This window comes from Serratia sp. KG1D, assembly GCF_037150675.1.
Lineage (GTDB): Bacteria > Pseudomonadota > Gammaproteobacteria > Enterobacterales > Enterobacteriaceae > Serratia > Serratia nematodiphila.
In genome coordinates this window covers 1801775-1816012 of record NZ_JBAGIH010000001.1, presented here as the reverse complement: position 1 = coordinate 1816012, position 14238 = coordinate 1801775, and the positions used below count along the sequence as shown (strand labels likewise).

The window sequence follows — 14238 nt, the reverse complement described above, 5'->3', positions numbered from 1 at the left end:
GCCTACAGCGATGCGCCATGCGGATCTTTGCCTCAGCGCAGCGGCCGCCCGCCGTCGACGCCGTGGGTGCGGCCGGTCACGTAACGGCTCTCCAGCAGGTAGTTCACCAGATTGACCACTTCGCTCTCGCCCGGCGCGACCTTCATCAGCGATTTCGCCAGCGCTTGTTGGCGGTAGGCTTCATCGTCGCCCGGATTGAAGATGATCAGCGCCGGCGCGATGGCGTTGACCTTCACCTCCGGCGCCAGCTTGCGGGCGAACGATCGGGTCATATTGTCCAACGCGGCCTTGCTGGCGGCGTAGGCGATATGTTTGTCGCTGCCTTTTTCCACCACGTAGTCGGTCAGATGGATAATGTCAGCGCCTGCCTGGCCCTGGCCGGTCAGGCAAGACTCGAGCAGTTGGTTGAGCAAATAGGGCGTATAGACGTGAATTTGCAGCATCGCCGCCATCACTTGCTCCGGCGGCACTTCCGCCGACTCGGCCTGCCAGGCGCTGGCGTTGTGGATCACCGCGCGCAATTTGGGCGCCACCTGCCGCACCTGGTCGGCGAAACGGTAGATACCTTCGTGCGTGGAAAAATCGCCTTGAATACAACTGGCGCCCAAGGCTTTCAACTCGGTCATCGCCGGATATTCGCTGCGATAGGCGATGATGACGGGAACGCCGCGCTGGAGAAACGCTCTGGCGAGCGCCAGCCCGATGCGCCGCGCGCCGCCGGTAATCAGCACCGGGGCAGAGTTGGGGTGTTCCATTGATTAAAGCTCCTGGACAGACTGGCAAACAATAGGGGAATTATGCCATCATACGGCGGAAAGTCGTTAAAGCTTCGCATGATTATCCATTTCTGGATGTAAGATCCCCAATGCGTTTCAGGTTGCCGCCCGGCGGCGGCTTGAAAGACCACGGGTTAACACTGGCCATGAGAGGAATGAGGGGATGAACAGCAATCACCTTGCATCCATCGCGCGCAGTGAGAAAATCTGTTTCGACTATATGGATTTTCTGTCCGCATCGTGCAGGAAGCACTGGCGCTTTGTTGATGCTATTTATGGTGTGATGCCGATCTTCGGCATGGTGTTGAAATCGCGCGTGACCACGTCACAAACGCGCAAAGAGCAGTTGAAAGAGCTGGCGCTGCAAGTGGTGTCGACACAGGTCAGCGATGAAACCAATATCGTGCGCCTGATTGACCTGGCGCAGCAGCAGGGCCTGACGGTGTTTGATATTCAGTTGCCCTATGCGCTGGAAGCGCAACAGCTGGCGGCCATTCAAAAAGAGTGCGAGAAAGGCATTGCGATCGCCCTGGTGGGTGAGCGCATGACCATCACCATTCCCCCTAAAAGCTGACCGGGTGTACCGACCCGGCCGCCCGCTCATGGTTAGGCAATTGACTTACCGCGATGGCCTAACCATGAACGTGATGTCTCACGCCGCATGACGGCCAGCGTCTAGAGCTGGGTCCCGGCGTTCGGGCCGGAGCGCAGGGTATAAATACTGTCTATATGAATTAACACCGCGTACTTCGGCGGCTTCATCCCATTTTTTTCCGCAAACGTCAACGCATCGTCAAACGGCTTGCCCGCCAGAAACAGTTCGGGCGTGCCAACGAAGCGGTAACCGTCCAGCGCCTCGCGATCGATGATCACCACGGCCATTTTCGAGCCGGCCTTGATGTTTTTCAGCGTTTGGCCACCGGTATTTTCGTTGTAAATCAGCGTACGGTCATCATAGAGGCGCAAAGAACGCTTGGGGCCGATATCGGGAACGCCGTTCGGGCTGCTGGTCGCCTGCACAGGCAGCTGTTTAGCCAGCATCTTCTTCATCTCGTCATTCAATTCATTCATTACAGATGACCCTCAGATTGGTGTGTCACTTTTAATGCAAGGTAGCGGAAGCGTTGGCCGCCGGCGCGCAGACGCTGGTTTCCGGCAGCCGGTGTTCGCGCAGCAAGTGCAGGGTTTCAATCCTGAAACGCAGCAGGTGCCGTTCGGCGATCTGCTGCATCTGTTCGCACAGCGACGTATCGTCCAACAGTTGCTCGATAGCGACTCGGGCCTGATGAACATGCAGCTCGACGCCGCGAAGAGGCTTCTGCCGCAGGCGCAGATGGGTAATGTTGTTGAACGTGACGATCAGCGCGGCAAGGGCAGACTCGAAAATATTCAGCGCTTCAAATCTGGCGGTATATTCCGCATTCAGCCAGGGCTTCTCGGCGATGATCGCCTGAGCCCCCTCCAGCGCCTGTTGATAGCGCGCCATCGCCAGGCGATCGCGCTGCTGATTGAATGCCGTGTTGCCCTCGGCGATCCGTGCTTCCCAAGCGGCAAACAAGGGTAATGCGTGCAGCAGTTTTTCAGCCATGAAATGCCTTCCATTTTCAGCCTGTCTAAACCCGCCTCCTGACGCCTCTCGGCAGGGGGCGCTCGAGCCATACCGTCAATCACAACTGATAATGATAATTAATTGCATTTGAGATCGCAAGCGAAGCCACTGACGGATTAATCACGGGGAGCGGGGTAAGAGGAAGGACGAGCAAATGAAATGCGGCTGACGGGCAGCCGCATGGGCAGGCGATTTTAGTGCAACATAAACCAGCCGGCAGGCAGCGTGGCCACCAGCAGCAAGAAGATGCTGCTTTTTTCCAGGCGATTGAGCAGATTGATATCTCGATGGCCGCGGCGGGCATACATGAACACCAACAGCCCTGGCGCATACAGCAGCACCGACATCAGCAAGTGCATCAGCCCGGAAGCATACAGCAGCCACAGGCCATAGACGCAGGCGCCGGTGGCGGCGAAGATCAGGCGTTTGTCGCGGCGGCGGTAAGCCACCTTGAACAGAAACGCGCCGACCAGGAAGTAAGGCACCAGGATCATCTCTGACGCGATGGTCAACAGCGAGTTGTAGTTGCTGCCGGTCAGCCAGATCAGCACCAGCGCCAGTTGCACCGCGATGTTGGTCAGCCACAGCGAAGAGGACGGGGCGTGATGGCGGTTCTGCTTGCCGAACACGCGCGGAAACGCGCCGTGCTGCGCGGCCAGCAGTGGCACTTCCGCCGCCATGATGGTCCAGCTCAGGTAGGCGCCGCACACGGAAACGATCAGGCCGGCGGCGATGAGCACGTCTCCCCACGGGCCGATCAGTTCTACCATCAGCACCGCCATTGACGGATTGCGCATCTCGGCCAGTTCGCTGCGCGGCACCACGCCCAGCGACAGCAGCGTGACCATCAGATACACCGCCAGCGCCGACAGCACCGCCAGCATAGTGGCGCGGCCCACGTCTTTCTTATTGCGGGCGCGGGCGGAAACCACCACCGCGCCCTCCACGCCGATAAACACCCACAGGGTGATCAGCATGGTGTCCTTGACCTGTTCCCACACCGGTTTACCGAGGGCGATGCCGTTGAAATCCAGTGTGAACACGTCCATTTTAAAGGCAATCGCCGCCAGAACGGCGAACATCCCCAGCGGCAACAGTTTGGCGAGGGTGGCCGCCAGATTGATGCTGGCGGCGGTTTGCACGCCGCGCAGCACCAGCGCGTGCACGATCCACAGCAGGGCGGATTCGGCGATCAGCGCCTGCCAGGTATTGCCGTCACCGAGGATAACGTTGCCGCCGCGATCGGTAAAAATGCTCAGCGCCGCGAACACGATCACCAGATACGAGACGTTGGCGATCACGGCGCACAGCCAGTAACCCCAGGCGGAGCAGAAGCCTACCAGTTCGCCGAATCCTTCTTTGGCGTAGGTGAAGATGCCGCCGTCCAGATCCGGACGCAAACGCGTAAGCAACAGCATGGCGAATGCCAAAAACAGAATGCCGACGCCGGTGATCCCCCAACCCAGCAGCAGCGCGGCGGGGCTGGCGACCTGCGCCATGTTTTGCGGCAGACTGAACACGCCGGCGCCCAGCATCGAGCTGAGCACCAAAGCGGTTAGCGCGGTAAGACCGAGTTTTTTTTCCAATGACGGATCCTGAACGCAGAATAAACAACTGGAAGGGAACTGCTTGGCGGCAACAATGTATTAACAACCACTGCGCGAATAGACAATAGCCCTAAAAATTGGCGCAAATTCTACGGAGGGATGATTAGAGATGCAATGATTGAATATGCGGAATTTACAAAAAACTATTCAACGCGCGATGGAAAAAGCGGCAATAAAAACGGGCAGCTCAAGGGCTGCCCGATGGTAAACCTAAAAACGGGTTTTATTTGAACAGATCGGCGCTGACGGTCAGGTTGCCGCCGCTCTTGTTCTGCCACTGGCGGGTGACGTGATAATACTTGGCGCCTTTCTCGGCCGCGCGTTTCGCCACTTCGGTGGAGACATCGGTCATGCTGTTGAAGTGGCCGGTGAAGGTGACGGAATCGAACGGCACCATCTGCGCGGCGGTCACGTTGTTCACTTCCTGGATCTTGGTGCCGTTAGGCAGCGTGACGGTATAGCGTTGGCCGGTAGAGGACTGGGTTTCGAAGAAACGGCCCACTTCGCGGCTTGGCGAACCGGAAGACGCGACGCCAGGAATTTCGACTTTCGCGGCTGCGGCGCCGCCGGCGGCCAGGGCGGCGCGCCCGGCGTCAGAATCGGCCGGAATGGCGTCCGGGCTCTGCACGCGGCGTTTCGGCGCATCGGCCTTATAGATGTAGGCGGTGACGAACTGGTTGCCGCCGGAGTTGGCGTCAACCTGGCGCACGATGAAGAAGGATGCAGCGCCTTTTTTCTTCGCTTCTTTGGAGATGGCGTCGTTGATGTCCGGCTGGCTGCGGTAGAAGCCGCTGACGCTCACGGTATCGTAAGGCTCCAGCAGGTAGGCTTCCTCTTTAGGCAGTTCGTTCACGCCGTTAAATACGCGGTATTTTGGTGTTTTGCTCACTTCTGGCGCATCTTTATGATAAAGGTCTGCGGTGACGCGCCAGTTGCCGCCGTTGTTGCTGTTGTTGCTGTCCTGGATATAGAAGGAATCGGCACCCAGTTTGTCTGCACGGCGGGATACGGCGTCGACGGCTTCATTGATGGCATTGAAGCGGCCGGTAATCGTGATGCGATCAAACGGCTTCAGCGCCGCTGCTTTCTCAGGAGTTAACTCTTGCGCCGCATGAGCAGACAGCGCGGTGAGTGATAACAAGGCTGACGCGATGATCGTGGTCTTCAGCTTCATAAAAAATCCTTTCGCCTAGCGCATTAACGTTTATAACGTACTGAACTGTTTAAGTGTAATTCAGCCGTCGATTATTACATGTAATTCTGAAAACTGTCTCAGCATTTTATGTTATCCCGTGCGACAAATCGCCGATGGCGACGCGGGTCGCACGGATGGCGCCGCCGTCATAAGTTTCCATAATAACGGCTTTGGTGTCATTAATGTTAATTATTCACAAAATGATAACTTTTATGCTTTTACGCCGCGCGCGGCCATAAATCGTTACGCCGGGCGTAAACCTCTTGTCACGCAGAATGTGCTGTTCTGTATGGATTTTTTCACTGTAAATTGCGATTTGTCATATCGCGCGCGGCGTTTTTATGTAAAAACAGGGATGAATGCGTAAGCAATTATGGATCATCGACCTTATTTTCAGTAGGTTATAGTTGGCGCCTGAAATCAGTGCGGGCAAGTTAACGCAACGCTCGCCGGCGGCGCCGTGCTATGGGCAGGAAAATAATAAACATCATCCAAGACAGGTGAGAAGGGAACATTATGCGTATTGGTGTACCAAGAGAGCGGTTGGCCAATGAAGCCCGGGTCGCAGCCACGCCGAAAACGGTGGAACAACTGCTGAAGCTGGGTTTTACCGTCGCGATTGAACGCGGGGCGGGCAAACTGGCCAGTTTTGAGGACGTCGCCTATGAAGCCGCCGGCGCGGCGCTGGTCGACGAAAGCGAAGTGTGGCAGTCGGATCTGATCCTGAAAGTCAACGCGCCGCAAGACGACGAGATCGCCTTGATGCGTGAAGGCAGCACGCTGGTCAGCTTTATCTGGCCGGCGCAAAACCCCGAATTGATGGCCAAGCTGGCGGCGCGCAACGTCACCGCGCTGGCGATGGACTCGGTGCCGCGCATCTCGCGCGCCCAGTCGATGGACGCGCTGAGCTCGATGGCCAACATCGCCGGCTACCGCGCGATCGTCGAAGCGGCGCATGAGTTCGGCCGTTTCTTCACCGGCCAGATCACCGCCGCCGGCAAAGTGCCTCCGGCCAAGGTGATGATCATCGGCGCCGGCGTGGCCGGCCTGGCGGCGATCGGCGCCGCGGGCAGCCTCGGCGCCATCGTGCGCGCCTTCGACACCCGCCCGGAAGTGAAAGAGCAGGTGCAGAGCATGGGGGCGGAGTTCCTCGAGCTGGATTTTGAAGAGGAAGCGGGCAGCGGCGACGGCTACGCCAAAGTGATGTCCGAAGCCTTTATCAAGGCCGAGATGGCGCTGTTCGCCGCGCAGGCGGCGGAGGTTGACATCATCGTCACCACCGCGCTAATCCCGGGTAAACCGGCGCCGAAGCTGATCACCAAAGAGATGGTGGCGTCGATGAAGCCGGGCAGCGTGATCGTCGATTTGGCGGCGCAAACCGGCGGCAACTGCGAACTGACCGTGGCCGACACCATTACCGTGACCGACAACGGCGTGAAAATCATCGGCTATACCGATCTGCCGAGCCGCTTGCCGACCCAATCTTCGCAGCTGTACGGCACCAACCTGGTCAACCTGTTGAAGCTGCTGTCGAAAGAGAAAAACGGCGAGATTGACATCGATTTCGACGATACGGTGATCCGCGGCGTTACCGTGGTGCGCAGCGGTGAAATCACCTGGCCGGCGCCGCCGATCCAGGTCTCCGCCCAGCCGAAAGCGGCGCCCGCCGCCGCACCGGCCGCCAAACCCGAAGCCAAACCGACCTCGCCGTGGCTGAAGTATGGCCTGATGGCTCTGGCGATCCTGCTGTTCGGCTGGCTGGCGGACGCGGCGCCGAAAGAGTTCCTGTCGCACTTTACCGTGTTCGCGCTGGCCTGCGTGGTCGGTTACTACGTGGTCTGGAACGTCAGCCATGCGCTGCATACCCCGTTGATGTCGGTCACCAACGCGATCTCAGGGATTATCGTGGTCGGCGCGTTGCTGCAGATCGGTCATGGCGGCTGGGTGAGTTTCCTCTCCTTTATCGCCGTGCTGATCGCCAGCATCAACATTTTTGGTGGATTCACCGTCACTCAGCGCATGCTGAAGATGTTCCGCAAGAACTAAGGGGTAACAAATGTCTGGAGGATTGGTTACAGCTGCATACATTGTTGCCGCTATTTTGTTTATTTTCAGCCTGGCGGGCCTGTCGCGGCATGAAACGTCGAAGCAGGGCAACCTGTTCGGCGTCGCCGGCATGGCGATCGCGCTGATCGCCACCATCTTGGGGCCGGATTCCGGCAACGTCGGCTGGATCATCATCGCCATGATCATCGGCGGCTCGATCGGCGTCTATCTGGCCAAGAAGGTCGAGATGACCGAAATGCCGGAGCTGGTGGCGGTGTTGCACAGTTTCGTTGGCCTGGCGGCGGTGCTGGTCGGCTTCAACAGCTACCTGGATCACGGCGCGCCGATGGAGCCGGTGATGGCGAATATCCATCTGACCGAAGTGTTCCTCGGCGTCTTTATCGGTGCGGTGACCTTCACCGGGTCGATCGTCGCCTTCGGCAAGCTGCGCGGCATCATTTCTTCCAAACCGCTGATGCTGCCGAATCGCCACAAGCTGAACCTGGCGGCGCTGGTGATCTCGTTCCTGTTGCTGGTGGCGTTCGTGCGCACCGACAGCGTGGGCTGGCAGGTGATAGCGCTGCTGCTGATGACGGCGATCGCGCTGGCGTTCGGCTGGCATCTGGTCGCCTCGATCGGCGGCGCCGACATGCCGGTGGTGGTGTCAATGCTCAACTCCTACTCGGGATGGGCGGCGGCGGCTGCGGGCTTCATGCTGAGCAACGATCTGCTGATCGTCACCGGCGCGCTGGTGGGGTCTTCGGGGGCGATACTGTCTTACATCATGTGCAAGGCGATGAACCGTTCGTTTATCAGCGTGATCGCCGGCGGTTTCGGCAGTGACGGTTCATCCACCGGTGACGCCGAAGAGATGGGCGAATACCGTGAAACCACGGCGGAAGAAGTGGCCGAGCAGCTGAAGAACTCCACCTCGGTGATCATCACCCCGGGCTACGGCATGGCGGTGGCGCAGGCGCAGTATCCGGTGGCGGAAATCACCGAAAAACTGCGGGCGCGCGGCGTGAAGGTGCGTTTCGGCATTCACCCGGTCGCGGGGCGCTTGCCGGGCCACATGAACGTGCTGCTGGCGGAAGCGAAGGTGCCGTACGACGTGGTGCTGGAGATGGATGAAATCAACGACGATTTCCCGGATACCGACACCGTGCTGGTGATCGGCGCCAACGATACGGTGAACCCGGCGGCGCTGGAAGATCCGCGCAGCCCGATCGCCGGCATGCCGGTATTGGAAGTGTGGAAAGCGCAAAACGTGATCGCGTTCAAACGCTCGATGAACACCGGCTACGCCGGCGTGCAGAACCCGCTGTTCTTCAAGGAGAACACCCAGATGCTGTTCGGCGACGCCAAAGACAGCGTGGAAGCGATTCTGCGGGCGCTGCAGAAGTAGAATTGGGCAACCAAAAAAACGGGCCGCTTAGCGGCCCGTTTTTTATGCACGAAGGTTAATCTTCGTCGTCATGCTCGTCATCTTCATCCGCCTCGATCGGGCAGTTGAAGTTTTCCGGTTTAATCACCAGCAGGTCGCATTTCAGATGATCGATCACATGTTCCGCGGTGTTGCCGATAAAGGCGGCTGAAATGCCTGTGCGGCCCAGGGTGCCCAGCACCACCACGCCGGCCTGCAGATGTTCGGCCAGATCGGGGATCACTTCTTCCGGCAGGCCTTTTTCCACGTGGGTGAACTCTTCCTTAATGCAGAATTTCTGCCGCAGCGCCTTCATGGCGATCAGATGCTGGCCGCGAATGGCGTCGTTGTAGACGCTCGGGTCGAAGTCGGGCAATTCGATGGCTATGTTGATCGGGGTAACGGGATAGGCGCCGACCAGATGAACCTCGGTCTGGTTGACGTTTTGCGCCAGTTCGACGGTTTCTTGCACCAGTTTGATATTGAGCGGGTCGTGATAGGGTTCTTCGCTGGCCAGATTGACCGCCACCAGCGCCTTGCCGCCTTCCGGCCAGGGCTGGTCTTTCACCATCCACACCGGGCAAGGGCATTTGCGCAGCAGGTGCCAGTCGGTGGGGGTAAAGATCACCGACTCCAACCGGTCGTGCTGGTGCGCCATTTTCAGCAGCAGGTCATGTTGACCGGAAAGCACTTCCTGAATGATGGCTTCGAAGGGGCGGTTATGCCAGACCACTTTGATTTCGATCGGCACGCCGTCGTTGAGATAAAAGCGGCACTGCTCGTTGATCCAGGCGGCGCGTTGGCTGATCACACCTTGCCGCATCGCCGTTCTTTCATCCGGGGAGAGCAGGGTCGTCATTTCGTAAGAGAAGTCATAGATGGGCAGGAAGGCCTTGATGCGCCCGCCGTTCCGTTTTACCAGGTACACGGCGCGGCGCAATGCCGGCTGATCGTCCTGATTGGGGTCAATAGCCACCAGAAGATTCTGATACTTCGCCATAGGGCCTCCTTACAGCTGAAATCAACAGTCTGTTAATTTACAGAGTAACCCAACATTGAAAAACAGAACAACAACGGAAGCGTGCCGGATCAACAATTTCGGTGAAATGTTGATCCGGCGGGGGGATCAGGCGTTGACGGTCACGTTGATGCGCGGCGTACCGGCCAGCACCGACAGCGCGTCGGCGTTTTCGATGGTGATGTATTTGCCTTTCACGCTGAGAATTTCGCTTTTCTGGAAGCGGCCCAGCAGACGGCTGATGGTTTCCACCGTCAGGCCGAGGTAGTTGCCGATGTCGCCGCGGGTCATGGTCAACCGGAACTCACGCGGCGAGAAGCCGCGCTCCGCAAAGCGGCGCGACAGGTTGTAAACGAACGCCGCCAGGCGCTCTTCGGCGTTTTTCTTCGACAGCAGCAGGATCATGTCCTGGTCGCCTTTGATCTCGCCGCTCATCAACCGCATGATTTGCTGACGCAGGTTCGGCATTTTGCCGGACAGATCGTCGAGGGTCTCGAACGGGATCTCGCACACCATCGAGGTTTCCAGCGCCTGAGCGAAGCTCGGATGCTTCAGGCCGCCGATGGCGTCGAAGCCTACCAGGTCGCCCGCCAGGTGGAAGCCGGTGATCTGCTCATCACCTTGCTCGGTGATGGTGTAGCTTTTGATGGTCCCGGAACGGATCGCGTACAGCGATTTCAGCTCGTCGCCGGCCTTGAACAAGGTCTGGCCTTTCTGGATGGGCTTTTTCCTCTCGATAATGTTGTCGAGCTGGTCCAGCTCGTGAACATTGAGGGTGAAAGGAATGCACAGCTGGCTGATGCTGCAGTCCTGGCAATGGATCGCACAACCACCAGACTGGATACGACGAATCACGCGTTTTTCCGGGATCATAGATTACGCTCATTCAATAATTGATATGAGTCAATTTTAACATCTTTTGCTGCAGCTGATAAGGGTGGCATTAGCATGAATAGGGGTATTGTGTGCGAATTTTGCGCACACATGCCGCCGATTATTCTGTATCGGACTGAAGTTATGAGTATTATTTGTGACTTATGCGTTTTATTCACACAAGTTATTAATAGTGCCCTGCGGGCACGAGCGCGGCGTTGGGCACTGTGCTTTATTAAGCAGCGCCAAACAATGGCGCTGGATAAGCCGATCGCAGCGGCTACAGCAAACTTTTCGGCAGGTAGCCTTCATGCTGCAGCAGCCACTGCTTGCGCTGTACGCCGCCGGCATAGCCGGTCAGCGCGCCCTGCGAACCGATCACTCGATGGCAGGGCACCACGATGCTGATCGGATTTGAACCGTTGGCCATGCCGACGGCGCGCGAGGCGGTCGGACGGCCGATGCGTTGCGCCAGCTGGCCGTAGGTCAGGATCTCGCCACAGGGGATTTGGCGCAGCTGTTGCCAGACGGTGCGCTGGAACTCGGTGCCGGCGGTCATCACCGGCAACCGATCGATAATGCTCAGTTCCCCGGCGAAATAGCGCTGCATGGCGTCGGTCAGCCCGCTGGGATCGCGCTGTTCGCGCAGGGTAAACCGATCGGCGCGGTAGTGGGTGTTCAGCAGCTTCATCAGGCGCGCTTCGTGATCGGTCCAGTCGATCGCCCGCAGGCGCCCCTGTTCATCGGCAATCAGCACCAGTTCTCCCACCGGCGTGGCGGTACGATCAATCAAAAAAGTCTGCATCTGGCTCACTCCTCAGTTTAGTGTGGCGATTATCGCATGAAATGGGAGGGAGCGATGGCGGATTTCGGACATGCTGATGGGCAACCGCAGGGTTGCCCGAATAGCCGGCTTACGGTAAGGCGGGGAGTTATTGTGCGATAAATTTATAAAATAAATTTATAAGTCATCAAGACAAGTTGCGTCTTGTTTATTATTTAAGCAGGCAGTAACGCTTTGTGCTTACTTATAGCTGATAGTCACGCGCTTTAAATGGGGATCGTTATTCACCAACTCACTGCTGACGGCAGAAACTAATTCTTTTGGCATCTCTTTTAACGAAGAGGATATATACCCGTTCTGATATTCCGTCACTTTACCGAAGCAGCTGGAGATAAGTTTTTCATCCTGATGTTTGACGGTGCAGGCCGGTGTGGTAATTGCGCCGGTGAAGCGCACGACGCCAGAGGCGACCTGGCTGCCGGAAAGCGGTTTTGCTTGCAGAGCGAAGGGCAGAATGACCAATGCGCTTAATACGGCTAAGTAATGGTTCATACGCTGTTCCTTTCAGAGTAAAAACACTGCCAATTAAAAAACAAGCGCGCTTGTTTTCATAAAATAAGCTATTTCGTCTGGCGAAATAAAAACGAATGGGCAAAAATCCTACTGCCCGCATTCAATGAATTTGATAATAGGGAGGTAGGATGAGTAAAACCATGATTTGGATCATAGTGAAGACCGGTTAATGATTTCAGGCGCGGGCGGGATAACAGGCTGTGATCGTTCTCTCAGGAAAGTCGGGCAATGGCAGCCGTTTTCGCCCTCGTTGCGCGGCCGCAGCAACGGGGGCGAGAGCGGGATTACAGCATGCCGCTGCTGCCGCAGATGCGGATCTTTTCCGCCACCACTTCTTTCATCGCCAGCTTGCCGGGGACGATGTATTTGCGCGGATCGTTGGCGTCCGGGTGCTGCGAAAAGTAGCTTTTTACCGCATCGGCGAAGGCGATTTTCAGTTCGGTGGCGACGTTGACCTTGCAAACGCCGAGCGAGATCGCGCGCTTGACCATTGCTTCCGGAATGCCGGAGGCGCCATGCAGCACCAACGGCACGTCCACCTGTTCGCGGATCAGCGCCAGGCGTTCGAAGTCCAGCTTCGGTTCGCCGTGGTACAGGCCGTGGGCGGAACCGATCGCCACCGCCAGTGAGTCGATGCCGGTGGCGGCGACAAACTCGCGCGCGGCGGCCGGATCGGTATAGAAGCTGTCCGCCGTATCGACGATCAAATCGTCTTCCTGCCCGCCCAGGCGACCCAGCTCCGCCTCCACGCTGGCGCCGTAGCGGTGACACAGGGCGACCGCGGCGGCCACCTTGGCGATGTTCTGTTCAAACGGCAAGTGGGAAGCGTCGATCATTACCGAGCGAATGCCGCTTTTTACCTTGTGCTCGATGTCGTCCAGTTCTTCGTGATGATCGAGATGCAGCGCCAGCGGCAGATCGTAGCGGTGCGCGGCCGATTGGCAGATGCCGATCAGGTAGTCGGTGCCGGCATAGCTGAAGGTGCCGGGCGTGCCGGCCATGATCACCGGCGAGCGCAGCTCGGCGGCGGTCTCCGCCACTACCTGCACGGTTTCCAGATTGTGGACGTTAAACGCCGGCACGGCGTAACCCTGGCGCTGCGCCTTGAGCAGCATGTCTCGGTTGGCTATCAGATACATGGGATCTCCTTACAGCTCGAGGGAAGGAAAACGGTAAATCGTCACGCCTTTCACCACCCGGTTAACCTCGCCGGTCGGGCAAGGGTTGTCCGGGGTCAGCCCCAGCGCCAGCGAACTCTCGAAGGCCAGCATCTGGCTGAACAGCAGATACGGGAACAGCAGCCAGATATCGTCAGCGGCATCGTGCATATGCAGCAGGGCATCGGCGAGAGGTTGGCGTTCGCCGGTCAACCCGACCAGCTGCATCGCCTGCCCATCGCGCTGCAGCTCGTTCCACAGGTCGCGGTCATACTGACGGGCGTAGTCGTGGTGGGAGAACATCAGCACCACCAATGTCTGGCCGTCGACCATAAATTTCGGGCCGTGGCGCAGGCCGAGCGGCGAGTCGTAGCGCGTAACGATGCGGCCGGCGGTCAGCTCCAGCATCTTGAGCGAAGCCTCTTCGGCGAGGCCGGTAAAGCAGCTGCCGCCGAGGGTGATATAACGGCGGAAACCGCTGGCGGCCAGCGCCTTCACCTGCGGCTGCAGCGTTTCGCGCAGTGTGCGGCAGCGCTGCACCATGGCGTTCAACGGCGCCTGGGCGGCCTCAAGCGACGTTGGGCCGAGCAGCAGCGCGGCGCTCAGCATCATGCAGCTGAAGCTGGAGGTCATGGCGAAGCTCTGATCGTTGGCGCCCTGCGGCATTACCAGCGAGCAGACGTTGCCACGCTGATGCGCGTACTGCGCCAGCCGGCTGTCCGGGTTGCACACCAGCATCAGATGATAGCTTTCCGGCAGCAATTGATCGGCCAGCTCCACCGTCGCCACGCTTTCCGGGCTGTTGCCCGAACGGGCGAAGGAGACCAGCAGCGTCGGCCGGTCAGGGTCGAGATACTGCAGCGGGTTGGCGACAATATCGGTGGTGCCGTAAGCCACCACGTCGCGGCCGGTGCGTTCGCGCAGCCAGGGGGCCAGGGCGCGGCCGGCAAATGCCGAACTGCCGGCGCCGCACAGCACGATTTGCAGGCGCGGATTGGCCAGCAGCGGCGCCAGGAACGGCTGCCATTGCGCCTGTTGATCCTGCAGTTGGCGATGCAGCGTCGCCCACAAATCCGGCTGTTGCCAAATTTCTGCGGCGGTATGCCAGGCGTTGCGCTGCTTCAGCCAATTCGTCTCGTAAGAGAAATACGCGTTCATGATGACAGCTCCTTAAAAA

At 58.4% G+C, this 14238-nt stretch carries 15 protein-coding genes; 4 read left to right on the top strand and 11 right to left on the bottom strand.

Going from position 1 to position 14238, the window contains the following annotated elements; translation table 11 throughout:
* Positions 1-32: 32 nt before the first annotated feature.
* Positions 33-755, bottom strand: a complete 723-nt coding sequence (gene folM, locus WFM45_RS08840) for a dihydromonapterin reductase (RefSeq protein WP_016927586.1) — start codon at positions 753-755, stop codon at positions 33-35.
* Positions 756-939: 184 nt separating this feature from the next.
* Here folM and WFM45_RS08835 point away from each other — a divergent pair, with 184 nt between their 5' ends.
* Positions 940-1350: a hypothetical protein gene (locus WFM45_RS08835; RefSeq protein ID WP_033632942.1), complete on the top strand. Its 411-nt coding sequence runs from the start codon at positions 940-942 to the stop codon at positions 1348-1350.
* A gap of 101 nt (positions 1351-1451) precedes the next feature.
* Here the strand turns inward: WFM45_RS08835 and WFM45_RS08830 are convergent, their stop codons facing one another.
* From WFM45_RS08830 to ydgH, 4 genes are all read right to left on the bottom strand, one after another.
* A complete protein-coding gene (locus tag WFM45_RS08830; RefSeq protein ID WP_004938299.1) occupies positions 1452-1847 on the bottom strand; it encodes a pyridoxamine 5'-phosphate oxidase family protein in 396 nt (131 codons plus the stop codon).
* A 31-nt stretch (positions 1848-1878) separates the two neighbouring features.
* Positions 1879-2364: a hypothetical protein gene (locus WFM45_RS08825; protein ID WP_033632943.1), complete on the bottom strand. Its 486-nt coding sequence runs from the start codon at positions 2362-2364 to the stop codon at positions 1879-1881.
* 215 nt (positions 2365-2579) lie between these two features.
* Positions 2580-3971 (bottom strand): amino acid permease, encoded by a 1392-nt coding sequence (locus WFM45_RS08820; RefSeq protein WP_033632944.1) that lies wholly within the window; start codon positions 3969-3971, stop codon positions 2580-2582.
* 244 nt (positions 3972-4215) lie between these two features.
* Positions 4216-5166 carry a DUF1471 family protein YdgH gene (gene ydgH / locus WFM45_RS08815; RefSeq protein ID WP_004938291.1) on the bottom strand — a complete coding sequence of 317 codons (951 nt, stop codon included), beginning with the start codon at positions 5164-5166 and terminating at the stop codon, positions 4216-4218.
* A gap of 118 nt (positions 5167-5284) precedes the next feature.
* Between ydgH and WFM45_RS08810 the strand changes: the two genes are divergently transcribed.
* The 3 genes from WFM45_RS08810 (at position 5285) to pntB (ending at position 8638) form a co-directional block, all read left to right on the top strand.
* Positions 5285-5554, top strand: coding sequence for a hypothetical protein (locus WFM45_RS08810; RefSeq protein ID WP_126181076.1), 270 nt, complete (start codon positions 5285-5287; stop codon positions 5552-5554).
* A gap of 149 nt (positions 5555-5703) precedes the next feature.
* Entirely contained in the window at positions 5704-7233 is a 1530-nt protein-coding gene (gene pntA, locus WFM45_RS08805; RefSeq protein WP_004938288.1) for a Re/Si-specific NAD(P)(+) transhydrogenase subunit alpha, read from the top strand.
* 10 nt (positions 7234-7243) lie between these two features.
* Entirely contained in the window at positions 7244-8638 is a 1395-nt protein-coding gene (gene pntB / locus WFM45_RS08800) for a Re/Si-specific NAD(P)(+) transhydrogenase subunit beta (protein ID WP_033632945.1), read from the top strand.
* A 55-nt stretch (positions 8639-8693) separates the two neighbouring features.
* On the opposite strand, the gene uspE is transcribed toward pntB, so the two are convergent.
* From uspE to WFM45_RS08770, 6 genes are all read right to left on the bottom strand, one after another.
* Positions 8694-9656 (bottom strand): universal stress protein UspE, encoded by a 963-nt coding sequence (gene uspE, locus WFM45_RS08795; RefSeq protein ID WP_004938281.1) that lies wholly within the window; start codon positions 9654-9656, stop codon positions 8694-8696.
* A gap of 126 nt (positions 9657-9782) precedes the next feature.
* A complete protein-coding gene (locus WFM45_RS08790) occupies positions 9783-10547 on the bottom strand; it encodes an FNR family transcription factor (protein WP_336955208.1) in 765 nt (254 codons plus the stop codon).
* Between the two features lie 280 nt (positions 10548-10827).
* Positions 10828-11352 carry a methylated-DNA--[protein]-cysteine S-methyltransferase gene (gene ogt / locus WFM45_RS08785; protein ID WP_004938274.1) on the bottom strand — a complete coding sequence of 175 codons (525 nt, stop codon included), beginning with the start codon at positions 11350-11352 and terminating at the stop codon, positions 10828-10830.
* Between the two features lie 219 nt (positions 11353-11571).
* Complete coding sequence (locus WFM45_RS08780; RefSeq protein WP_015377982.1) at positions 11572-11883, bottom strand: hypothetical protein; 312 nt, start codon at positions 11881-11883, stop codon at positions 11572-11574.
* A gap of 305 nt (positions 11884-12188) precedes the next feature.
* A complete protein-coding gene (locus WFM45_RS08775; RefSeq protein ID WP_033632947.1) occupies positions 12189-13043 on the bottom strand; it encodes a tagatose bisphosphate family class II aldolase in 855 nt (284 codons plus the stop codon).
* Positions 13044-13052: 9 nt separating this feature from the next.
* Positions 13053-14219, bottom strand: a complete 1167-nt coding sequence (locus WFM45_RS08770; protein ID WP_033632948.1) for an SIS domain-containing protein — start codon at positions 14217-14219, stop codon at positions 13053-13055.
* Between the last annotated feature and the right edge of the window lie 19 nt (positions 14220-14238).